Here is a 23,711-nt window from a genome sequence, read left to right as displayed (position 1 = left end):
ACTCAATCCTGTCAGTTGTCGCCAAAGGGCGCATCAATGGTTGCCGGCGGCGATTTCGGCACTGAAGCGCCATTCGAGAGCGCTCTTGAGCACCAGTGTCACCAGCGCCAGCAGGGCCAGCAGCGACGCCAGTGCGAAGGCGGCCGTCGCGTTGTATTCATTGTAGAGCATTTCCACCTGCAGCGGGATCGTGGTGGTCTGGCCGCGAATCTTGCCCGAGACCACCGCGACGGCACCGAACTCGCCCATGGCGCGCGCATTGCAGAGCAGCACGCCGTACAGCAGGCCCCATTTGATATTGGGCAGGGTAACGCGGAAGAAGGTCTGCCAGCCATTGGCGCCCAGCGACAGCGCCGCTTCCTCGTCGCCCGAACCCTGATCCTGCATCAGGGGGATGAGCTCGCGGGCAACGAATGGAAAGGTGACGAAAATGGTCGCCAGGACAATGCCGGGCAGCGCAAACAACACTTCGATGCCGTAGCTCTTGAGAAACGGTCCCAGCACGCTGCCGGCGCCGAAGAGCAGCACATAGACCAGGCCCGAGATCACCGGCGAAACCGAAAACGGCAAGTCGATCAAGGTGATAAGGAAAGCCTTTCCCTTGAATTCGAACTTGGCGATAGCCCAGGACGCGGCCAGGCCGAAGATCAGGTTGAGAGGCACGGCGATAGCCGCGACCAGCAGCGTCAGGCGGATGGCCGATTGCGCATCGGGCTCCAGCAACGCTGCGAAATAGCTGCCGATGCCCTTGCTCAGGGCCTCGTGGAACACCGCATAGAGCGGCAGCAGCAGAATGACGCCCATGAACAGCAGCGAGAGCGCGATGAGCAGGCCCTGCACCAGGGGGGATTCGCTGGTGGGCGAGGCCTTGCGGCGGCGACGTGCGGTGAGCTTAGTGGCCATAGCCATATCTCCGTCGGCTCCAGGCCTGGATGAGGTTGATGGCAAACAGCAGCGCAAACGAGATCAGCAGCATCACCGTGGCAATGACGGTGGCGCCGACATAATTGAACTCCTGCAGGCGGATATAGATCAGCAGCGGCGCAATCTCGGACACAAAGGGGATATTGCCGGCGATGAAGATGATCGAGCCGTACTCGCCCACGCCGCGCGCAAAGGCCAGGGCGAAGCCGGTCAGGATGGCCGGGGTGAGGCTGGGCAAGAGCACCCGCGTGATGGTCTGAAAACGGGAAGCACCCAGGGTGGCGCTAGCCTCTTCCACTTCATGGCTGACCTCTTCGAGGATCGGCTGAATGGTGCGCACCACGAAGGGCAGACCGATAAAGACCATGGCGATGACGATCCCCGCCGGCGTATAGGCAATGCGCCAGCCCAGCGGCGCAAACAGGCTCCCCACCACGCCATTTGGCGCATAGATGGCGGTGAGCGCGATGCCGGCGACGGCCGTGGGCAGGGCAAAGGGCAGATCGATGATGGCGTCGAAAATACGCCGGCCGGGGAAGCGATAGCGCACCAGCACCCAGGCGATGAGCGTGCCGAATACGACGTTGATGGCCGCCGCGATCAGGGCCGTGACAAAGCTGACCCGCAGGGCCCCCAATACGCGCGGATCGGTCGCGGCGGCCCAGAAGCCCATGGGGCCAAGGCCCGCCGAGCGGATGGCCAGCGCCAGCAGTGGCAGCATGATGATCAGCGAGAAATAGGCCAGCGTGAAGCCCATGGTCAGCCCGAACCCGGGGATGACACTGGGGCGACTCCAGCGCCAGGCGGGGCGCCTTGCAGCTGCGGCGGTGCTCAAGCGATCGCCCAGGAATGGCGTGACATTTCGACCTCTCAACCGGTTCGGCGAGGGTTACCCTAGTGGATCAGTCAGGTTTCCTAAAGGCGACGCTTGGCGTTTCAAAAGCGGCGGAGAGAAAACTATTCTGCGCCGTCCGCGCCTGGGAGATTGCTCAGCCGGGCGGGGTCCAGATGGGGTCTTCGCGTTCCAGCGGCGCCATGGATTTGATGTCAGCGCCGCGCCGCATGGCAATGTTCATGCGGAAGCTGTTGCCGATGCGTTCGGAGCGCTCGATGAAGAGCGCAGCGATGTCAGGCGGGCAGAGCTGGGTGACCGTGCGACGGAACAGCGCCAGCCAGCGCATGAAGTGGGCGTCGGACAGTTCGGGAATGGCCATGTGCTTGGGCATGGGCCGGCCACCATAGCGTCCGGAGCCGAGCAGCATGGAGCTCCAGAAATCGGCAATCAGACTGAGATGGTTTGGCCAGGCCTTGGGCGGAATGCGGCTGTTGAACACCGGGCCGATGACAGGGTCGCGCCGCGCCTCCGCGTAAAAGGCGTCGACAACGGCGCGGATCATGACCTCGTCGAGCCCATCGGGCGTGTCCCAACCCTGGCGCTGATGTTGCGTGCCCAGGGGCGGACGGGGATTGTCAGCGTCGCTCATTCAGGCCTCGCGAATTGCATAGCTGCAGCGGCGACCGCCCGAGACGATGTGCTCGGCGCGGGTGACACTGACATCGGGACCGAGCACGGCGCGGAACACGTCCAGTTCGGAGCGGCAGAAGCCCTGGCAGGCTGTTGCGGCAGCGCAGATGGGGCAGTGGTTTTCGAGCAGCAGCAGTGAGCCGTCCGGCTCCTCCTGCCACTGGGCCATATAGCCTTCCTGCGAGCGCAGTCCGGCCAGGGCCGCGACCTTGTCGCGCAGCGCCGGGCGACCCACCATGGCAGCGGCATAGGCGGCACTGGTGTCTGCCTCGCGGGTGGCGATGATGCTGTTGAGCGCCTCATCCCCCAGCGTGTTGCGCACGATGTCGAGCAATTGCACGGTGAGCGCAGCATGGGTGTCGGGAAAGCGCGCCTGGGCAGCGGCGGTCAGCGCCCAGTTCTGCGTCGGCCGCCCGACGCCGCTGGCCTGGCTGGTGGCCACCACGAGCCCCTCTTCGGCGAGCCGGGCCAGTTGCTGGCGCGCCGCTTCGCCAGTGGTGCCCAGATGTTGGCCCACCGAGGCCGCCGATTGCGGCCCGTGCATCTTGAGTACCATCAGCACGCGCTCCGCCGGGCTGCGGGGCGTCCAACTCACATTTTCCAAGCCATCACTTGACATATCTGTCGGGAAGGTTTTCAAAGTCATGACTTGGAAATTAGCCGCCACAGCTGCAAAACGCAAGTGCGGCGCAACAGCACAAGGAGTTGCCCATGGCTTTCGAACTGCCAAACCTGCCCTATGCCCATTCCGCCCTTGCCGACCGCGGCATGAGCCAGGAAACGCTTGAGCTGCACCATGACAAGCATCACCAGGCCTATGTGACCGCGCTCAACGGCTTCGTCGAAAAGAACAGCGATCTGGCCGGCAAATCGCTCGAAGAGATTATCGCCTTCGCCAAGGACAAGGCGGACCTGGCGCCGGTGTTCAACAACGCCGGGCAGCACTGGAACCACATCCATTTCTGGAATGCCCTGTCGCCCAAGGGCGGCGCTCTCGGTGGCAGGCTGGAAGCCAAGATCGTGAGCGATTTCGGCTCGGTCGATGCCTTCAAGGAGGCCTTCAAGACGGCCGCCACCACGCAGTTCGGTTCGGGCTGGGCCTGGCTGGTGCTGGGCAATGACGGCAAGCTCAAGACCACCAAGACTGCCAATGGCAGCAATCCGCTGGCGACCGGCGAAGGCAAGCCGCTGCTGGGCCTGGATGTGTGGGAGCACAGCTACTACGTCGACTTCCGCAATCGCCGTCCGGACTATGTGACCAACTTCCTCGACAAGCTGGCCAATTACGAGTTCGCCGAAGCCAATCTGGGCTGATCCCGCCCCTTCCCCACCCGCATCGGCGTCCGCGCGGCAGGCCCGCAGGGTGCCGATGCAAGCTATTTTGCCGGAGGTGATCGCCCCTGGCGTCCAGCGGACACTGCCATGACTTACGTCGTCACCGAGGACTGTATTGCCTGCAAACACATGGACTGCGTCGAGGTCTGCCCTGTGGACTGCTTTTACGAAGGCGAAAACATGCTGGTGATCCATCCGGACGAATGCATAGATTGCGGTGTATGCGAGCCGGAGTGTCCGATCGATGCGATCCAGTCCGACTCTGCGCCGGGCATGGCGCCCTGGATCGAGCTCAACCGCAAATTTGCCCGGCTGTGGCCCAACATTAGCGAAAAGGGCCAGCCACCGGGCAATGCCAAGGCCATGGAGGGCCGACCGGACAAGCTGAGAGATCTGTTCTCGGAATTGCCGGGAGAAGGAACATGATAGAGGCCATGGCTGATTTCGAACTGCCCGAGACAATGTCGATGCGCCCCACCCGCCAGCCGGTGGTGGGCAGCGCCGAGTTCCGGGCGGCGATGGCCGGCGTCGCATCAAGCGTCAGCGTGGTCACGGCCCGCCGTGGCGACGAGCGCATCGGGCGCACCGTCACCTCCATGCTGTCGTTGTCGATGAGCCCACCAACGCTTCTGGTCTCCATCGACATCACCAGCCGGCTGGCCGATTTCATCGCCAAGACCCGCGGTTTCTCCTTGGCGATCCTGGCCGATGACCAGAACGGCGTGGCCGATGCCTTTGCCGGACGGCTGGACCCCAAGGATCGCTTTCTGGCCGGGGACTGGACGCATTGGCCTTCGGGCCACCCGATGCTGCTGGGGGCCGTCACGGCGCTGGATTGTGAAGTGATCGGATCGATTGCCACCGAGACCCATGTGCTGTTCGCGGGCGCCATCATCGAGGCCGAAACCAACACCGGGCGCAGCCCGCTGGTCTGGCAGCGCCATGGCTATCATGGCCTGACCGGACTCGACGGCAGCGCCCGCTAGTGCCAATCTGGGGGTCACACCGGCGTTGGGCTTCTCCCTGCGCCTGCTGAACGCCCTTCTGAGCGAGCCTGCCGTGCCCCGCTACTATTTTCACTACCGCACTGATGACGAGCTGATCCGGGACACCGATGGCAGCGAGTTGCCAGACCTGGATGCCGCCGAACACAACGCGGCCGCGCTGGCCAAGGCAATTGTAGAACACGCCAAGAGCAAGGGCGAGGACCCCACCCTGCCCCGCTCGATCGAGATCACCGATTCAGATGGCGAGGAACTGCTCTATCTGGTGTTCTGGGCCGGCCCCAAGGTGGGTGGCGGCATTGACGATGACGAGCCACCGCTCGAGCCGCAGACCGTGCACTGACAGCCCAGACAAAAACGCCGGCCAAAAGGCCGGCGCCAACGTCTGGGGAGGACGAGGTTATTGCGGGGGTGCCCCGGAGTAGATCTGGTCGAAGATGCCGCCGTCGCCGAAGAATTTGGGCTGAGCCTCGCGCCAACCGCCGAAGTCATCGATGGTGACCAGGTTGAGCGCGCCGAAGCGGGCGATATCCTCGGGGGCCGCAGCGTCCGGCTTGAACGGGCGATAGTAATTGGCCGCCGCAATGGCCTGGCCCTCGTCGGAATAGAGATAGTCGAGATAGGCCTTGGCGAGATCGGCATTGCCCTTCTTGTCGGCATTGCCAACGACCAGGGCGACCGGGGGTTCGGCCAGTATCGAGACCGAGGGCGTCACGATGTCAAAGGCATCGGGACCCAGTTCTTCGAGCGCCAGATAGGCTTCGTTTTCCCAGGCCAGCAGCACATCGCCAATGCCGCGCTGCACAAAGGTGGTGGTGGAGCCGCGGGCGCCGGTGTCGAGCACGGGGACGTGCTTATAGAGATCGGTGACGAAGGCCTGTGCGGTTTGATCGGAGCCACCAGGCTGCGACTTGGCCCAGGCCCAGGCGGCCAGGAGGTTCCAGCGGGCGCCGCCAGAGGTCTTGGGATTGGGCGTGATCACCTCGACGCCATCCTTGACCAGGTCGCCCCAGTCATTGAGGCCCTTGGGATTGCCCTTGCGGACCAGGAAAACGATGGTGGAGGTATAGGGCGCGCTGTTGTTGGGAAAGCTGGCGCGCCAGTCGGCGGGGATCAGGGCAGGATCGGCGTCGGATATGGCGTTGATGTCGCTCTCGAGCGCCAGGGTCACCACATCGGCCTCGAGCCCGTCGATCACGGTGCGGGCCTGGGCGCCCGAGCCACCATGGGTGACCTGCACGGCGACAGTCTCGCCGGTGGTCTGCTGCCAATGGGCGATGAAAGCCTCATTAAATTGCTGGTAGAGCTCGCGCGTGGGGTCATAGCTCACATTGACCAGCGTCCGCTCCTGCCCATGTGCAGTCACGATAAATCCGAAAAGCAGCGATGCGGCGAGTGCGGCGTAGGCGATCAGTTTGGGGGCGTGTTTCACAATCGGTCTCCCAGTGAGATCTATGCCTAAAACACTACCACATTAGTGGGGTATTACAAGCATTGCGGCACACGCCGATCCCTGGCGATTGGAAACGATTTGCTCGAAACCCCGCATCGACGGGAAAAAGCCGGCCAACGAGAGCGACGCGGCAGCGAGCGCGCAATCTCATTCCAGGGTCTTAACAGCGCGATAACGCCGCGGGCCTGTCATGCCGGGCGCAAGCTGACCTGATATTGACCAAAGGGATGGCAGACATTGGCTCTGCCTGTCCCTAGAGTGCCGCTGCGAGCTGAGGAGTCGTTGCATGAAGCTGAATCACGCCAACCGACAGATCCTGCTGGACCGCGCGGCGGCCCTGGCGGAGACGGATGCCGGTTTTGCCCAGTTCCTGCGGGCCGCCGTGCTGGCGACCGATCCGGAGGATCTGGCGCGGCAGGATGCGGCGGCCTTCGAGGCGGTTCTGCACCAATCCTACGGCCACCTGCAGGGCTATCGCGGCAAGGGCAGCGAGCTCAAGGTGACCCAGCCGGCCGTGACCGGGGCGCCGATGGTGATCGATATCGTCTCGCCCGACATGCCCTTTATCGTCGACAGTGCGCTGGCAGCGCTGCGGGCGGCTGGCGGCGTGGTGCGCCTGTTTTCCCATCCCGTAGTGCGCCAGAGCGATGGTCGCGCCCTGAGCGTACTGCATATCCACAGCGATCCGGTGTCGGACGCGAGCATGGTGGTGCACGAGATCGAAGGCACCATGGCTGACGTCGGCCAGGCGGTGCGCGACTGGCAGCCCATGCTGGAGCGTCTGCGCAAGGCGATTGCCGAACTCTCCCAGATCCGCTCCAGTCAGGCCGACGAGCCGCTGCGCTTCCTCGACTGGCTGATCGAGCACAATTTCACCTTCCTGGGCATGCGCGACTATTCCATCGCCGGCGATGGCCTGGCACCAGTCGCCGGCAGCGGGCTGGGCATCCTCACCGACCCAGAGGTCAGAGTACTGCGCAGCGGGCCGACCTTTGTGGAATCCACGCCCCAGCATGCGGCGTTCCTCGCGTCGAGCGAGCCCCTGCTGGTGACCAAGGCCAATGCGCGCTCGCGCGTGCACCGGCGCGCCCATATGGACTATGTCGGCATCAAGCTCTTTGACGCCACCGGCAAGGCCAGTGGCGAATTGCGCATCGTGGGCCTGTTCACCTCGCAGGCGCTGGCCACGCCGCATACCGAAGTGCCCATCATTCGCCGCAAGATCGCCGATGTGATGCGCAAGTCGGGCGTCGACCCGATCGGCCATGACGGACGGGCGCTGCTGAGCGCGCTCGACAGCTATCCCCGCGACGAGCTGTTCCAGATCGGCGTTGACCAGCTCTTCGAGTTCGCCACTGCCATCGCCGGGCTCTACGACCGGCCGCGGGTGCGCGTGCTGCCCCGTATCGACCGCTTCGACAATTTCGTCTCGGTGCTCGTCTATGTGCCGCGCGACCGCTATGACGGCGCTGCACGAGCGCGGATCACCGATTATTTGGCGCAGGTCTACGACGGCCGCGTCTCGGCCTTTTATCCGCACTTCCCGGAAGGGGAGCTGGTGCGGGTGCATGTGATCATCGGGCGCGTCGCCGGACCAACGCCCAAGCCGTCGCGCAGCGAGCTGGAGGCGCGGGTGGATGCGCTGACCAGCAATTTCGGTGACCTGCTGGTGGCGACCGCCGACGACCCGGCATCGGTCAGCGACTACCGCACGGCCTTTTCGGCGGCCTATCAGTCGCGCAATTCGGCGCAGGACGGCTTGTTCGACATCGGCGTGCTGCGCGGGCTGGGCGAGAGCGAACAGGTGGCCATAAGGCTGCGCAGCCGCGTCGGGGCAGATGGAGCGCTGGGCCTGAAATATTACCATCGCGGTAGCGCCATTCCGCTGAGCGACCGTGTGCCGATGATCGAGGCCTTCGGCTTCCGCGTGGTGGACGAGCGCACCTATACCATCACCCCGCGCGATGGCGTGGACCGCTATGTGCACGACATGGTGCTGGCCACCGCCGACGGCAGCTGGTTCGAGGTCGACAGTCGCGGACCAGCCGTCGAAGAGGGCCTGCTCGCGGTGTGGAACGGGCTGGGCGAGAGTGACCAACTCAATACGCTTGTCGCCCGCACCAGCCTCGGCTGGACCGATGCAGCCTTGCTGCGGGCGCTGTCGCGCTATCTGCGGCAGATCGGCATTTCCTATTCGCAGCGCTATATCGCCCAGGTTCTGGTGACGCAGAAAGATGCGGCCGAGGCGCTGGTGGCCCTGTTTGACGCGCTGCACAATCCGACCATGGTGGACGCCACTGTCGCCGCCGATGCCGCGCGGGCACGGGTGATGACGGCGCTTGATGCCATGGCCTCGCTGGACGAGGACACCATCATCCGGCGTTTCCTCAACCTGGTGGACGCCAGCGTGCGCACCAATGCCTATCAGCGCGACGCCGAGGGGCAGCGCCTGCCGGCACTGGCGATTAAGTTCGACAGCGCCAAGGTGGACGGCATGGTGGCGCCGCGGCCCTTCCGCGAAATCTCGGTCTATTCGCCGCGCGTCGAGGGCATCCACATGCGCTTTGGCGCCATTGCGCGTGGCGGGCTGCGCTGGTCCGACCGGCCGGAGGATTTCCGCACCGAAGTGCTGGGCCTGGTCAAGGCGCAGCAGGTCAAGAACGCCGTGATCGTGCCGGTGGGGGCCAAGGGCGGCTTCGTGCCCAAGCGACTGACCGCAGGCATGCCGCGCGACGCCTTCCAGGCCGAAGGTGTGGCGAGCTACAAGATCTTTGTCGGCGCGCTGCTCGATGTCACTGACAATCTGGTGGATGGCGCCGTGGTGCCACCACGCGACCTGGTGCGGCGCGATGGCGACGATCCCTATCTGGTGGTCGCCGCCGACAAGGGCACGGCCAGCTTTTCCGACACGGCCAATGCCATTGCCACCAGTCGTGGCTATTGGCTGGGCGATGCTTTCGCCTCGGGCGGCTCTGCGGGGTATGACCACAAGAAGATGGGCATCACCGCACGCGGCGGCTGGGAGGCGGTCAAGCGGCATTTCCGCGAGATGGACCGCGATATCCAGGCCCAACCCTTCACCGTGGTGGGCGTCGGCGACATGAGCGGTGACGTGTTCGGCAATGGCATGCTGCTGAGCCCGCAAACGCGGCTGGTGGCGGCCTTTGACCATCGCGACATCTTCATCGATCCCCAGCCCGACCCGGCAGCCAGCCTGGCGGAACGCCAGCGGCTCTTCGCCCTGCCCCGCTCAAGCTGGCAGGATTATGACACAAGCCTGATCTCGCAGGGGGGCGGCGTGTTTTCGCGCAGTCTGAAATCCATCCCGCTGACGCCTGAGATGCAGTCGGCGCTGGGCCTGAGCGCTCAACACGCGACGCCGGGGGAGGTGATGTCGGCCATTCTCAAGGCGCCGGTGGATTTGCTGTGGTTCGGCGGCATCGGCACCTATGTCCGGTCGAGCCTGGAAACCAATGCCGAAGTGGGAGACCGCGCCAATGACGGTATCCGCATCACCGGCAGCGAAGTCCGCGCCAAGGTGGTGGGCGAAGGGGCCAACCTGGGCGTCACCCAGCGCGGGCGCATCGAATATGCGCTCAAGGGTGGCCGCATCAACACCGACGCCATCGACAATTCGGCCGGGGTGAATTCGAGCGACCTCGAGGTCAATATCAAGATCGCCGTGGCCCCGCTGCTGGCCAATGGCACGCTGGGCCTTGAGGCGCGCAACGCGTTCCTTGTCACCATGACCGACGAGGTCGCGGCGCTGTGCCTGCGTAACAACTATCTGCAGGGCCTGGCGATTTCCCTGGCCGAGCGGGCCGGCCTGGCCGATCTGCCGGCCCATCGCGAGCTGATCGAACAGCTGGTCGATCGGGGCCTGCTGGATCGGGCGGTGGAGTTCCTGCCCACCGATGCGGTGCTCGACACGCGGCTGGCCTCGGGCAAGGGGCTGGTGCGCCCCGAGCTGGCGGTGATCCTGGCCTATGCCAAGCTGACGCTTTATGCGGACCTGCTGACCGGCCACGCCATCGATGACGACTATTTGGCGGGCGAACTCTATCGCTATTTCCCCGAGACCCTGCACAGCAGCTATCCCGATGCCGTCGCGCAACACCGGCTCAAGCGCGAGGTGATAGCCACGGTGCTGGCCAATGCGATGATCAATCGCGGTGGACCGGCTTTCGTCACCCAGATGACCGCGGCCACCAGCGCCAGTCCGGGCGAGGTGGCGCTCGCCTATGCCGCCACGCGCGATGTCTATGGGCTGACCGAGATCAACGCGGCCATCGATGCGCTGGATGGCCAGGTGCCTGGCGCGGTGCAGCTGGAACTCTATGCCGAGGGCATGGCGCTGCTCCGCCAGGAATGCCTGTGGTTCCTGCGCAATGCCGACGTTACCGAGGGTCTATCGGGCCTGGTCGAGCGTCATCGCGCCGGCGTCGCCACCCTGCGCAGCCTGATTGCGACGACGCTGCCGCCATCATTGGCAGAGAAGGTTGCCGACCGCACTGGGCGGCTGATCGTCAAGGGCGTGCCAGACGCCACTGCCCGTCGCATCGCCGAGATGGACGTGCTCAGCTATGCCAGCGACATCGTGATGGTCAGCGAACGGGCCGGCGTGTCGCTGGCCGATGGCGCAGCAGCCTTCTTTGGCGTCTTCAGCACGTTCCGGCTGTGGCCGGTGATCGCCCAGGCGCGGGACCTGCTGCTCAGCGACCGCTTCGATCGCATGGCCCTCGACCGGGCTTTGGCCAATCTGATGCGTGCCCAGCGCGACCTCACCGGGGACGTGCTGCGCGCCAATGGCTTGAGCGTAGCCGAGCGCCTGGCCGACTGGCAGGGGAAACGCCAGGCGGTCATTGCCCGCACGGCTGCTGCGGTGGCCGAGCTGACCCAGGGCACGCTCACCGTCTCGCGCCTCAGCGTGGCGGCCGGTCTGCTGGCGGATCTGGCGCAGGGGTAGGACTACCCCTGCCGCCGGCGCGACGCGTGAGGCGTTGCGAACAAAACAGGAAACGTGCTCCCTTGGACACCTGTCCGGGAGACCCTGATTCGTGCTTGCCAGTTCCAGCTATCTTGATGCGCTCAACCCCGCCCAGCGGGCAGCGGTGGAACATGGCGTGGGCGCGCAGGCGCCCGGCCCCCTGCTGGTGATCGCCGGGGCCGGCTCAGGCAAGACCAATACGCTGGCCCATCGCGTCGCCCATCTCATCGTCAATGGCGCCGACCCCCGGCGCATCCTGCTGATGACCTTCTCGCGCCGGGCGGCCAGCGAGATGGGCCGCCGGGTCGAGCGCATCGTCGCACAGGTGCTGGGCACCAGTGCGGGCGCAGTGACCGATGCGCTGGCCTGGGCCGGAACCTTCCACGGCATCGGCGCAAGGCTGCTGCGCGAGCACGCGCCGCAGATCGGGCTGGACCCCAGCTTCACCATCCATGACCGCGAAGACTCCGCCGATCTGATGAATCTGGTGCGGCACGAACTGGGTTTCTCGGAAGCCAAGAGCCGCTTTCCGACCAAGGGCACGTGCCTGGCCATCTATTCGCGCGTGGTCAATGCGCAGGATGAGCTGAGCGATGTGCTCAAGAGCCATTTCCCCTGGTGCGCCATGTGGGACAAGGAGCTGCGGACGCTCTTTGGGGCCTATGTCGGCGCCAAGCAGGCGCAGAACGTGCTCGATTACGATGACCTCTTAGCCTATTGGGCCGGCATGATGGCCGAACCGGCCATCGCGGCAGCCGTGTCGGCGCGCTTTGACCATGTGCTGGTGGATGAATATCAGGACACCAACCGGCTGCAGTCCTCGGTGCTGCTGGCGCTCAAACCCGAGGGCCATGGGCTGACCGTGGTGGGCGACGATGCGCAGTCGATCTACTCCTTCCGTGCCGCTACCGTGCGCAACATCCTCGACTTTCCCGCCGCGTTCACGCCGCCGGCCGCGATCGTGACGCTGGACCGCAATTATCGCTCCACCCAACCCATTCTTGCCGCCGCCAATGGCGTGATCGAGCTGGCCAGCGAGCGCTTCACCAAGAACCTGTGGACCGAGCGGCAATCGGACGCCAAGCCGCTGCTGGTGACGGTGCGCGACGAGGCCGACCAGGCGCGCTATGTCGTTGAAAAGGTACTCGAGGCCCGCGAGGGCGGCATGACGCTCAAGAACCAGGCGGTGCTGTTCCGGACGTCGAGCCATTCGGGCCCGCTCGAAATCGAGCTGACGCGGCGCAACATTCCCTTCGTCAAGTTTGGCGGCCTCAAGTTCCTCGATGCCGCCCATATCAAGGACCTGTTGGCCATTCTGCGCTGGGCCGAGAACCCGCGCGACCGCGTGGCCGGCTTTCGCGTGTTGCAACTGCTCCCCGGCGTCGGGCCCGGCACGGCCGGCAAGGTGCTGGACGCCATGGCGACGGGGCCTGATCCGATCTGGGCGCTGGGCGAAATCCCCGTGCCGCCCCGTGCGGGCGAGGGCTGGAGCGGGCTGGTGGACCTGATGGCGCGGCTGGCGCGGCGCGACGCCGGCTGGCCGGTGGAGCTGGGCTATGCGCGGCTCTGGTATGAGCCGCTGATGGAACAGGCCTATGACGACGCCATGGTGCGGGTGCAGGACATTGTCCAGCTCGAGCAAATCGCCGGCGGCTATGCCAGCCGCGAGCGCTTCCTGACAGAGCTGACGCTCGATCCGCCCGATGCCACCAGCGACCAGTCCGGCGTGCCCATGCTGGACGAGGACTATCTGATCCTCTCCACCATCCATTCGGCCAAGGGGCAGGAGTGGAAGGCCGTTCACGTGCTCAATGTGGTGGATGGTTGCATGCCGTCGGACCTGGGCACGGGCAGCACGGCCGAGCTGGAGGAAGAGCGGCGGCTGCTCTATGTGGCCATGACCCGGGCGCGCGACGAATTGCACCTGATCGTGCCGCAGCGCTTCTTCGTGACGCAGCAGGCCAAGCATGGCGACCGGCATCTCTACGCCCAGCGCAGCCGCTTCATTCCCCGCGCCATGGTGGGCCTGTTCGAGGACGTGCTGTGGCCCCCCGTGACGCCGGCTCATATCGAGGGGCTCTCGCCGGCCCCGGTGCGCATGGATATCGGCGCCGCCATGCGCGGCATGTGGAAATAGATCGGGCAGACACGCCCTGCCCCATGCCAAAGTCTGATTGTGCGCAGGCTCAGTATGGAGAGAGTGGACCCGTCCCATACCTTTATCCCAGAGCCGCCGATGACCACGCTTTCCGACTGGCTTGCTGCCCAGACTGTCGATGCCGAACTGGCTTCGGTGATGACAACCATGGCCGCGGCCTGCGCCGAAATCGCCGGCGTGCTGCGCCATGCCGCCATCACCGGCGAGACGGGTCTGGCCGGGCACACCAATGTGCAGGGCGAGGCGCAGAAGGCGCTCGACGTGATCTCAAACGATATTGTTTTGAATCACATAGGCCAGAATCCCGAGATATCGATTCTGATTTCGGAAGAGCTGGATGAAGCGGTTCAGATGCAGAATCAGGGTCGCTATCTGGTGGCCACTGACCCTCTGGACGGGTCCTCAAACCTGGACGTAAACGTCACCGTCGGCACGATTTTCTCCATTCTGGACGCGGAAAAGGGCCCGTTGCAGCCCGGCCGTGCGCAGCTGGGCGCAGGCTATGCCGCCTATGGCCCGGCCACGAGCCTGGTGCTGACCTTCGGGCAGAGCGCCGCGGCATTCACGCTCGATGACAGCGGCGTGTTCGTTCTGACAACCGAGCGTCTGAGCGTGCCCAAGGCCTCGGCCGAATATGCCATCAACACAGCGCGCGAGCGGCTGTGGGACGCGGCAACGCGGGGCTATGTCGCCGAGAATGTCGCCGGGGAAACCGGGCCGGCCGGCAAGCGCTACAATATGCGCTGGATCGGCTCGATGGTGGCCGATGTGCACCGCATCCTGATGCGGGGCGGCATCTTCATGTATCCGCTCGACAGCGAGACAGCGGCCAAGGGCGGACGGCTGCGGCTGCTCTACGAGGGCAATCCCATGGCGCTGCTGGTCCAGGCTGCCGGCGGCAGCTCGACCACCGGCCAGCAGAGCGTGCTGGATGTGATGCCAAGCGACATTCACCAGCGCGTGCCGGTGATCCTGGGGTCCGCTGACGAGGTCGGTCGCGTCGAGTCCTGGTACGCGCGCAGCTGACGCGGCACCGCCGGGCCAGAAAACCCGTCAAATGCGGCAATGGGGCGAATTGCAACGTTCTTATTGTCTCGCTATAGCTCATGGCATGTGTTGCCGACGCCCTGAGATCGTCGGCCAGGAGCCACCATGACTGACGCCCCCGCCACCCTGCCCAAGACCAACTCCAGCCCATGGTCAAACCGGCCGTTCCACCGGCAGTATCTGATGGCGCAGGCCAACAGGCTTTACGACTTCTTCGAGGGCCCATCGCTCAACCCCAAGGGGGGCTTTTTCGAGCTCGATGACGACGGCAAGCCCCTGGGCGGCGCCGATCCGATGCGGCAGATCCACGTCACCACCCGCATGGTGCATTGTGCGGCCATCGGCAGCCTGATCGGCCGCCCGGGTTCGGGCGAACTGCTCGACCATGGCATGCGCTATATCTGGGAGCGTCACCGCGACGCAGTGAACGGCGGCTATGCCTGGGGCGCCAATGACACCGGCATCGTCGATGGGTCCAAGCAGGCCTATGGCCATGCCTTCGTCCTTCTGGCCGCCTCGAGCGCCAAGCTGGTGGGCCATCCGCTGGCCGACCAGATGATCGCCGACGTCACCGCCGTGATCAACGCGCGCTTCTGGGACGAAGACGACGGCGCCATGCGCGACGAATACAACCAGGACTGGTCGGTGCTGCTGCCCTATCGCGGGCAGAACGCCAATATGCATATGACCGAAGCGCTGATGGCCGCCTATGAGGCCACCGGCAACAAGGACTATCTCAGCAAGGCCGAGCGCATTGCCGACCGCATCATCGCCCGCAATGCCGTGCCGCTGGGGCACCGCGTCGCCGAGCATTTCGACTCCAAATGGTCGGTCGACAAGCACTATGTCGGCAATGAGATGTTCCGCCCCTCCGGCACCACGCCCGGCCACTGGCTGGAGTGGTCGCGCCTGCTAATGCAGCTGTGGATCCTGGGCGACAAGCGCCTGAGCTGGATGACCGATGCGGCGCGCAATCTGTTCCGCCAGTCGATCGAGCTGGGCTGGGATCATGTGCATGGCGGGTTCTTCTACACGCTGGACTGGAACAACAAGCCCATGATGCGCGAGAAGCTGTGGTGGCCGGTCAGCGAGGCCATCGGCGCGGCGGCGTTCCTGTCGGCCTATGATCGGGACGACTATTTCCAGAGCTGGTACCGCACGCTGTGGGATTTTGCCGAGAACCACGTCATCGACCATGCGCGCGGCGGCTGGCTGAGCGAGCTCAAGGAAGATCTGACCCCCACGTCGCGCCTGTTCGTGGGCAAGCCCGACATCTACCATGCGCTGCAGGCCTGCCTGATCCCGCTCTACCCCGCGACCGGGAGCCTGACGGCGGCGATCATCGAGGCCGACCACACGGTCAAGCAGCACCACTGAGCCGCCGAGCCGGTTGCATCGAGCGGTGGTGACGCGTACATCACCGCTCGAAGTGAGAGAGCCGAGCCATGCCGCCAGTTGATCGCCTGCCTGCCCAATTGCCGCGCCTGCTGGTCGACCGCGCTGTCGCGGCGGCATTGGAGGAAGATCTGGGCCTGGCCGGCGACCTGACCAGCCAGGCGACACTGAGCCCCACGGCAATTGCCAGGGCCAATCTTTCGGCGCGTGAGCCGGGCGTCATTGCCGGGCTCCACCTGGCTGCCGCCGCCTTTCGCCTGGTCGGCGACGGCGTCGTCTTCACGCCACTGGTGGCCGATGGCGAGCGTGTCGCTGCCGGTGCTGTGGTGGCGACCGTGCGCGGCCCGGCGCGGCTGGTGATGTCGGCAGAGCGCGTGGCGCTCAATTTCCTCAACCACATGAGCGGCATTGCCACGCTGACGCGGACCTATGCCGATGCCGTGGCCGGGACATCCGCGCAGATCTGCGACACGCGCAAGACCACGCCGGGCCTTCGCGCCTTCCAGAAATATGCCGTGCGCTGCGGTGGCGGCGCCAACCATCGCTATGCTCTCGATGATGCCATCCTGATCAAGGACAACCATATCGCCGTGGCCGGCAGCGTCACCGCCGCTTACAAGGCCGCCGCGGCCTATGCCGGTCATCTGGTGGCCATCGAGATCGAAGTGACCACGCTGGCGGAGCTGGAAGAAGCCCTGGCCGCCGGGGCGCGGGTGATCATGCTCGACAACATGGACAATGACATGCTGCGCCAGGCCGTGGCGATCAATGCCGGGCGCGCGCGGCTCGAGGCATCGGGCGGGGTCAAGCTCGACCGTGTCCGTTCCATTGCCGAGACGGGCGTGGACTACATTTCCACCAGCCAGATCACCATGGCCGCCCAGCCGCTGGACCTTGGTCTGGATGTCGAGATCGGGGCCTGAGATGAACATGGCCCTGCAGGCGCCGACCGATACCGCACTGACCGACCTGGCCGTAAAGGCCGCGATCGCGGCGGCGCAGGTGATCCTCGACGTCTATTCGCGGCCGATCTCGGCCGTGTCGAAGTCTGATGGCTCGCCGGTGACCGACGCCGACGCAGCTGCCGAAGCGGTGATCCTCGAACATCTGCGCCCCACCGGCATTCCCGTGCTCGGCGAGGAAAGCGTTGCCGCCGGCATCGTGCCCAATCTGGGGCGCCGCTATTTCGTCGTCGATCCGCTCGATGGCACCAAGGAATTCATCAAGCGCAACGGCGAGTTCACCGTCAATATCGCCCTGGTCGAAGATGGCGTTCCGGTGATGGGCGTCGTGCTGGCGCCGGTGACAGGCGAGACTTTTGTCGGCGACGCGTCCGGCGCCTACAGCGGCAACAGCCTGTCCGGGCAGCTGGTCGGACATCACCCCATCTCGGTGGCCAGCACGCTACCGCTGCGCATTGTCGCCAGCCGCTCGCATGGCCATGCCGCGCTGGCCAGGCTGTGCGAGACGCTTGAGGTGGATTCCGACGTCTCGGTTGGCTCGTCGCTCAAATTCTGCCTGCTGGCGCGCGGCGATGCCCAGCTTTACCCGCGCTTCACCCCAACCTGCGAATGGGACACGGCGGCCGGACAGGCCGTGCTAGAAGCCGCCGGTGGGGCCGTGGTGACGCTGGATGGCCTGTCCATGCGCTATGGCAAGGGGGACCTGGCGTTCCTCAACCCCTATTTCGTGGCCGCCAGCAATCTTGCGCTGGCCCAGCGGGCTGCTGCCGAAATGGCCGAACTGCTCGGCTAAACACCGGCCATGCAACACGCTCTTAACTGATCTGCGCGATCAGCGGCCGGGTAGAACTTGCACGATTCAGGGACAGCATATAGAGAACCGACATATATCGGTCCGACATAGCCTGCCCGGGAGCGTCCATGAACGTCAGAACCTTGTGCCTTTCAATTCTCCATGACGGTGATGCGACGGGTTATGAGATCCGACGGCTGTCCGTGGAAGGGGAGTGTTCCTACTTCGTGGAAGCCAGCTTCGGCTCCATCTATCCGGCTCTGGCGCGTCTGGAGAGCGAAGGCCTGGTGTCCAGCCGGCTGGAGCAACAGGACGGCAAGCCGACCAAGAAGGTCTATTCGATCACCGCAGCGGGCCGCGACGCCTTTGTGCAGGAGCTTTCGGCGCCTCTGGGCGAGGAAATGTTCCGCAGCCCGTTCCTGCTGTTTGCGCGCTTCGCGCACCTCCTGCCGCAGGAACTGGTGGCAGCACGGGCAGACGAATTTCTCAAAGCCCGCCAGGAGCGAAAGCGCATCCTCGAGGATGCGCAGAAAACGACTGGCATGAATGCGTCCGACGCATGGGTGTTAAATTACGGGCGTGCCATCATGGACGTTGCAGAAGAGTATTTCCGCACCCATATGGACGATTTGATCAAGTTGGGGCGTGCCGAGCCAAAGAAAGACGCGGCCGAGTAATCTAAGGGACGATATTTTATGCGTGCACTCTATTCCTACGGTGTAGCCTTTTTGATCCTGATTTTGGCAGGAGCATGGCTGAGCACCGGGACCCTGGTGATGGGCGGCAACGGCCCGGGCAAGGGTGAACGCCCGATCATTTCGGTGATCGAGGGTGAGGAACATGGCCCGATTGCCACGCAACTGGCTGATGCCGGCGTCCTGGCCTCGCACGACACCGAGGAAGCGATCGATCCGCACCTGACCATTGCGCAGCGCAACGAGCAGACGAGCGGCGCCAATACCGCCCTGCAGTCGGTGCGCACCTCCACCTATTCGGCCCAGCCGATGACCATCGAAGTGTCGCTGCGCGGCCGCACCAAGGCGAAGGCCTCGGTTGGCGCGGTCGCAGAAACAGCCGGCATCGTGGACGTTGTGCACGTGACCAAGGGGCAGAAGGTTGCGATTGGCGACCTGCTGTGCACGCTGGACCAGGGCACTCGCGCGGCCGCCGTGGCGCAGGCCAATGCCGGCCTTGCCCAGGCCAATGCCGGTCTGGTGAAGGCCCAGTCCGACTACGACACCAACGCCGAACTTCGCGCCAAGGGGCTCGCCGCCCCCAACACCGAGCAGCAGTTTGATGTGGCGCTCAGCTCGGCCAAGGCCAATGTGACCTCGGCCCAGGCCGCGCTCGACAATGCCCAGGCAGAACTTGACCGCACCGAAATCAAAGCAAAGGTCGCCGGCGTCGTGCAGGATCCGCTTGTGACGGCCGGCGCCATGCTCGCACAGGGCCAGCCTTGCGCAACCATCGTCCAGCTGGACCCGATCCTGTTCGTCGGCCAGGTGCCGGAGGCCCGTATCGGCCTGGCCCGCCTTGGCCTTGAAGCCACCATCGACACCATCACCGGCCAGTCTGTTCCGGGCAAGGTGACCTATATTTCCTCGACTGCCGACTCCGCCACCCGCTCGTTCCCGGTGGAAATCGAAGTCGCAAACGCCAATGGCGCCATTCGTGACGGCATCTCCGCCACGGCCAAGGTGGTCATGGGCAATGCCCAGGCGCACCTGCTGCCCCAGTCGGTGCTGACACTGAACGATGATGGCGTGCTGGGTGTGAAGACTGTGGTGGATGGCACCGTCAAGTTCGTGCCCGTGACCATTGCCAGCGACACGCGCGAAGGCGTGTGGGTGCTGGGTCTGCAGCCGACGGCAGACGTCATCACCATCGGCCAGGAATATGTTGTCGACGGCCAGTCCGTCGACGCCACCAATGTAGCTGCTCAGACCTCCAACACAACCGCGAGCTGATCCATGCTGGACTTTATCGAACGCATCCTTCGGATGCCGCGTGTCGTTCTCACCGTCATGGTGTTGCTGTTGGTGGCCGGCTACTCGGCCTATTCCACGCTCCCCAAAGAGAGCTTCCCGGCGATCGACATCCCGTATTTCTACATTTCGGTCAGCCAGACCGGCGTGTCGCCACGCGATGCCGAGCAATTGCTGGCCAAGCCGATCGAAGACCGCATCAAGGAAATCGACGGGCTGGAGAACTACTCCTCCACCGCGACGACGGGCCATGCCTCGGTCTTCCTCGAGTTCAACGTGAATGCCGACAAGGACAAGGCACTCTCGGACATCCGCGCCAAGATGGACGGTGTCGCCTCGGCCCTGCCCGACGACGCCAACGAGCCGACCGTCACGGAAATCTCGTTCTCGGACATGCCGACCATCTCGGTGGCTGTCTATGGCACCGTGCCCGAGCAGGAACTGGTGCGCCGCGCCAAGGACCTCAGGGAAGAGCTCGAGGGCATGGGCAATGTGCAGAGCGTGACCCTGTCGGGCTCGCGAGACGAAGTGCTCGAGGTCACCATCGACCTCAACCGCCTCGAAGCCTATGACCTGACGGCAGCCCAGCTGCTCGATGCGCTCTCCAAGAACAACATGGTGGTGCCCGGCGGTACGCTGGACAGCGGCCAGGGTTCGTTCAACGTCGAAGTCCCCGGCCTGATCAAGAACGCGCAGGATGTCTACACGCTGCCGCTCAAGACCTCGGGCGACACCGTCGTCACCTTTGGAGACGTGGCGACGATCACCCGGACGTTCAAGGATGCGACCCAGTATGCGCATGTGAATGGCCAGCCCGCGATCACGCTGGGCGTGGTCAAGAAGCTGGGCAGCAATGTCATCACCATTTCCGATGATGTGCGCCGCGTCACCGAGGAATTCACCGCCGATTGGCCCAAGGGCATCGAAACCAGCTTCCTGATCGACCAGGCGGATTCGACCAAGGGCCTTTTCCGCTCGCTCGAAGCTGCCGTGCTGACCGCCGTGGCCCTCGTGCTGATCACCTGCGTGGCCACGCTCGGCGTGCGCCCCGCGATCATGATCGGCATGTCGATCCCGATCTCGTTCATGATCGCGTTCCTCGTCGTGCAGATGATGGGCATGACCATCAATATGATGATCATGTTTGGCCTGGTGCTGGCCGTGGGTGTGCTGGTGGACGACCCCATCGTGGTGGTCGAGTATGCCGAGCGCAAACTGATGGAAGGTGTCTCCAAGAAGGAGGCCTTCATCATGGCTGCGCGCAAGATGTTCGTGCCTGTGGTGTCGGCGACCTTCACCACGCTGGGTGCCTTCGTGCCCCTGCTGTTCTGGCCGGGCATCATCGGCAAGTTCATGAGCTATCTGCCGATCATCGTGATCGTGGTGATGTGTGCCTCGCTGGTGTCGGCGCTGATCTTCATGCCCATCATCGGCGCCTTGATCGCGTCCACGCATGTGGATCCGGTGGCCAAGGAAAAGGCCGACATGGTGATGTATGCTGACAAGTTCGACCCCAAGAAGGTGGGCGGGCTGACGGGCGTTTATGTGCGGACCATGCAGCACCTGCTGCACCAGCCCTTGCCGACACTGGCCGTGGGGTTTGCGCTCATCATCTCGATGTTCGTGCTCTACGCCAACAGCAACCCGACCTCGGAAGCCTTCCCGGCGTCCGAGCCCGAGTTCGGCACCGTCAACGTGATCACGCGCGGCAATTACTCGCCGATCGAGATCCGCGACATGCTGGTCGAGGTCGAGAACGAGATCCTGCAGGTGCAGGGCATCCAGGATGTCATCATGAGCTTTGGCGGCGGCAACGGCGGCGGCCTGGGCTCGGGCAGCCCGCCCGACACCATCGGTTCGTTCAACCTGCAGCTGCTGCCCTATAACGAGCGCGACAAGGCTGCCGTGATCTTCCAGAACATCCGTGACCGGGTGGCCGATATCTCGGGTCTTGAAGTTCAGATCGCCGCCCAGGAAAACGGTCCGCCGGCAGGCAAGGCCATCAATTTGCGCGTCGAGGGCACGGTCTATGACGACATCGCGCCATCGGTTGCCAAGCTGCGCGACTACATCGAGAACGAGCTGGGTGACACCATCGATATCGAAGATGGTCGTCCGGCTCCGGGTATCGACTGGCAGGTGACCATCGACCGCGAAGCGGCCGCCAAATATGGCATCGGCGTGCGCGAGCTCAGCCCCTATGTCCAGCTGGTAACCTCGGGCGTCAAGCTGGGCAGCTATCGCCCCGATGACGGCGGCGATGAACTCGACATCCGCGTTCGTCTGCCAGAGGAAGAGCGTACCTTTGACGCGCTTGACTCGCTGCGCATCGTGACAGCGCAGGGCCTGGTGCCGGTGAGCAATTTCATCGAACGCACGGCTGTGCCCAAGGTGGCCAATATCTCGCGTCGCAATGGCGTCTACGCCATGGGCGTGGCTGCCAATCTCAACCCGACCAATGCGGCGGGCGAGCCGGTGACCTCCGATGCCAAGATCGAACAGATCAAGGAATGGCAGGCCACGCAGGACTGGCCGTCGTCGGTCAAGATCGTCTATGGCGGCGCGGCCGAGCAGGTGGACGACACCAATGCCTTCATCGTGTCGGCATTCGGCGCGGCGATGTTCCTGATCTTCCTGATCCTGCTGCTGGAGTACAACAGCTTCTGGCAGGTGGTGGTGACGCTTTCGACGGTGATCATGTCACTGGGCGGCGTGTTGCTGGGCATGGTGGTCACGGGCATGAGCTTCTCGGCCATCATGACGGGCCTGGGCATCGTGGCCCTGGCCGGCATCGTGGTGAAGAACGGCATCGTGCTGATCGACACCTACAACCACTACCAGCGCGACGAGCATGTCGAGCCCATCAAGGCCATGCTGCTGACCATCAGCCAGCGTGTGCGTCCAGTGCTCCTGACCGCCACCGTGACGGCGCTGGGCGTCATCCCGATGGCGCTCAATGTGGAGTTCGACTTTATCCGCCGCGAAATCGTGGTGGGCGGCATTGCCGGCTCGTGGTTCATCCACCTCTCGGCGGCTCTGGTGTCCGGCCTGTTCGTCTCGACCGCCCTGACGCTGGTGATGGTGCCGGTGATGGTGGTTGCGCCCAATGTGCTGTGGAAGCAGATCCGCTGGATCGGCCACCAGTTCGCCCGCCTGGGCCGCTTCGTCACCGGTCGTGGTGGCCAGCCTGCCATGGCGGTGCCAGCCGGGTTCGACGGCATGGCGGTGGAAATCCCGGCCGATGCCGACGGCGCCAAGCGCTACATCGTCAGCCAGGATGCAGGGCTGGTGCAGAAGGAACAGAACGGCGTGACCGTGGTCAGCCGTCCGGATCGCCCCGAAGCCGCCGAATAGGTACGGCGCAGACACTCAAGCAAAAGGCCCGCAGCAATGCGGGCCTTTTTGTTTCAAGCAACCACGCTGTAGAGCCGCCAGTCATCGCCCTCGAAGCTGATGTCGCGCGCGGGGGCTCCGCGGTCTGCGCCTGCCTTCTGCCAGAAGCTCGCGGCTGCCCGGTTGGCGTGGGGCACGGCGATGTGCCAGTCGCCCTGATGACGGGCCAGCGCTGCGGCCAATGCCGCCTGCCCTGCCCCGCGGCGCCGATAGGCCTTGAGCACGAAAAACTCGGCCATGAACCAGCAGGGCGTGCGGCCCGTCAGCGGGCAGGTGTCGACCACCAGCGCAAAGCCGGCGATCTCGTCTCCCGCCATGATGAGATAGGGATGCTGCCAGAACCGGTCGAGGAAGTCGTACTCGAAGCGCCCGTCTGCGCTGACTGGAAACGGCATGAACTCGGTCATGTCGTAGAGATAGAGCTGGATCAGATTGGCCACGACAGGCTTCTGATCCGGGCGGGCAGCGATGAGGGATATGGCGGACATGCCGTCATCGTGCCCCAGACCCTGCGGTTGGACAAGCGCGCTACGAGGTGTGAGGTGATCGCGCGGTGATCGGCGCCGCCGCCGGCAGGTCTTGGCCGTGAACGGGGGCCCTGCCCGCTTATCCCTGCAGCCAAAAGCTGGCGTGTCCTCACGCCTTCCCCTCGCATCTACTGCGCGGTCGCGACGAACGGTTGGCGGGGGGATACGGGGGACGGGGTCGCCTGTCCGGAGTGCCGCCCGATCCAACGGTGCCTGTGAGCCA

At 64.6% G+C, this 23,711-nt stretch carries 19 protein-coding genes; 13 read left to right on the top strand and 6 right to left on the bottom strand.

Annotated elements, in window-relative coordinates; all coding sequences use genetic code 11:
• Positions 1-33: 33 nt before the first annotated feature.
• From cysW to K1177_RS02835, 4 genes are all read right to left on the bottom strand, one after another.
• Positions 34-903 carry a sulfate ABC transporter permease subunit CysW gene (cysW, locus tag K1177_RS02850; protein ID WP_396119289.1) on the bottom strand — a complete coding sequence of 290 codons (870 nt, stop codon included), beginning with the start codon at positions 901-903 and terminating at the stop codon, positions 34-36.
• A complete protein-coding gene (cysT, locus tag K1177_RS02845; protein WP_224701812.1) occupies positions 893-1,759 on the bottom strand; it encodes a sulfate ABC transporter permease subunit CysT in 867 nt (288 codons plus the stop codon). Before cysT ends, cysW begins: the two co-directional genes overlap by 11 nt.
• Before the next feature lie 154 nt (positions 1,760-1,913).
• Positions 1,914-2,408 (bottom strand): group III truncated hemoglobin, encoded by a 495-nt coding sequence (locus tag K1177_RS02840; RefSeq protein ID WP_224701811.1) that lies wholly within the window; start codon positions 2,406-2,408, stop codon positions 1,914-1,916.
• Positions 2,409-3,005: a helix-turn-helix transcriptional regulator gene (locus K1177_RS02835; RefSeq protein WP_224703676.1), complete on the bottom strand. Its 597-nt coding sequence runs from the start codon at positions 3,003-3,005 to the stop codon at positions 2,409-2,411.
• 155 nt (positions 3,006-3,160) lie between these two features.
• Between K1177_RS02835 and K1177_RS02830 the strand changes: the two genes are divergently transcribed.
• The 4 genes from K1177_RS02830 (at position 3,161) to K1177_RS02815 (ending at position 5,131) form a co-directional block, all read left to right on the top strand.
• Complete coding sequence (locus tag K1177_RS02830; protein ID WP_224701810.1) at positions 3,161-3,763, top strand: superoxide dismutase; 603 nt, start codon at positions 3,161-3,163, stop codon at positions 3,761-3,763.
• A 108-nt stretch (positions 3,764-3,871) separates the two neighbouring features.
• Positions 3,872-4,210 carry a ferredoxin FdxA gene (fdxA, locus tag K1177_RS02825; RefSeq protein WP_224701809.1) on the top strand — a complete coding sequence of 113 codons (339 nt, stop codon included), beginning with the start codon at positions 3,872-3,874 and terminating at the stop codon, positions 4,208-4,210.
• Between the two features lie 8 nt (positions 4,211-4,218).
• A complete protein-coding gene (locus K1177_RS02820; RefSeq protein WP_224701808.1) occupies positions 4,219-4,770 on the top strand; it encodes a flavin reductase family protein in 552 nt (183 codons plus the stop codon).
• A 73-nt stretch (positions 4,771-4,843) separates the two neighbouring features.
• Entirely contained in the window at positions 4,844-5,131 is a 288-nt protein-coding gene (locus K1177_RS02815; RefSeq protein WP_224701807.1) for a DUF6894 family protein, read from the top strand.
• A gap of 57 nt (positions 5,132-5,188) precedes the next feature.
• Here K1177_RS02815 and K1177_RS02810 read toward each other — a convergent pair whose 3' ends face one another.
• Positions 5,189-6,220 (bottom strand): sulfate ABC transporter substrate-binding protein, encoded by a 1,032-nt coding sequence (locus K1177_RS02810; RefSeq protein WP_396119284.1) that lies wholly within the window; start codon positions 6,218-6,220, stop codon positions 5,189-5,191.
• A gap of 307 nt (positions 6,221-6,527) precedes the next feature.
• On the opposite strand from K1177_RS02810, the gene K1177_RS02805 reads away from it, so the two are divergent.
• The 9 genes from K1177_RS02805 to K1177_RS02765 all read left to right on the top strand — a co-directional run bounded on the left by K1177_RS02805 (position 6,528) and on the right by K1177_RS02765 (position 22,922).
• Entirely contained in the window at positions 6,528-11,207 is a 4,680-nt protein-coding gene (locus K1177_RS02805; RefSeq protein WP_224701806.1) for an NAD-glutamate dehydrogenase, read from the top strand.
• A gap of 91 nt (positions 11,208-11,298) precedes the next feature.
• A complete protein-coding gene (locus tag K1177_RS02800) occupies positions 11,299-13,365 on the top strand; it encodes an ATP-dependent helicase (RefSeq protein ID WP_224701805.1) in 2,067 nt (688 codons plus the stop codon).
• A gap of 99 nt (positions 13,366-13,464) precedes the next feature.
• Positions 13,465-14,412, top strand: a complete 948-nt coding sequence (locus tag K1177_RS02795) for a class 1 fructose-bisphosphatase (RefSeq protein ID WP_224701804.1) — start codon at positions 13,465-13,467, stop codon at positions 14,410-14,412.
• A 126-nt stretch (positions 14,413-14,538) separates the two neighbouring features.
• The gene (locus tag K1177_RS02790) at positions 14,539-15,810 is read left to right on the top strand and encodes an AGE family epimerase/isomerase (protein WP_224701803.1); all 1,272 of its coding nucleotides are present in this window, start codon (positions 14,539-14,541) and stop codon (positions 15,808-15,810) included.
• 68 nt (positions 15,811-15,878) lie between these two features.
• Positions 15,879-16,751, top strand: coding sequence for a carboxylating nicotinate-nucleotide diphosphorylase (gene nadC, locus K1177_RS02785; RefSeq protein ID WP_224701802.1), 873 nt, complete (start codon positions 15,879-15,881; stop codon positions 16,749-16,751).
• Position 16,752: 1 nt separating this feature from the next.
• On the top strand, positions 16,753-17,583 hold the full coding sequence (gene cysQ / locus K1177_RS02780) for a 3'(2'),5'-bisphosphate nucleotidase CysQ (protein WP_224701801.1): 831 nt from the start codon (positions 16,753-16,755) through the stop codon (positions 17,581-17,583).
• A gap of 128 nt (positions 17,584-17,711) precedes the next feature.
• Positions 17,712-18,260, top strand: a complete 549-nt coding sequence (locus tag K1177_RS02775; RefSeq protein WP_224701800.1) for a PadR family transcriptional regulator — start codon at positions 17,712-17,714, stop codon at positions 18,258-18,260.
• Between the two features lie 18 nt (positions 18,261-18,278).
• Complete coding sequence (locus K1177_RS02770; protein ID WP_224701799.1) at positions 18,279-19,550, top strand: efflux RND transporter periplasmic adaptor subunit; 1,272 nt, start codon at positions 18,279-18,281, stop codon at positions 19,548-19,550.
• Between the two features lie 3 nt (positions 19,551-19,553).
• Entirely contained in the window at positions 19,554-22,922 is a 3,369-nt protein-coding gene (locus tag K1177_RS02765) for an efflux RND transporter permease subunit (protein ID WP_224701798.1), read from the top strand.
• 53 nt (positions 22,923-22,975) lie between these two features.
• Here K1177_RS02765 and K1177_RS02760 read toward each other — a convergent pair whose 3' ends face one another.
• Positions 22,976-23,449: a GNAT family N-acetyltransferase gene (locus K1177_RS02760; RefSeq protein WP_224701797.1), complete on the bottom strand. Its 474-nt coding sequence runs from the start codon at positions 23,447-23,449 to the stop codon at positions 22,976-22,978.
• Between the last annotated feature and the right edge of the window lie 262 nt (positions 23,450-23,711).

The sequence above is a fragment of the Devosia aquimaris genome (assembly GCF_020169335.1).
Classification (GTDB): domain Bacteria; phylum Pseudomonadota; class Alphaproteobacteria; order Rhizobiales; family Devosiaceae; genus Devosia; species Devosia aquimaris.
Note: the sequence above shows the minus strand (reverse complement) of the source record. Positions and strands in the feature narration are given on the sequence as shown.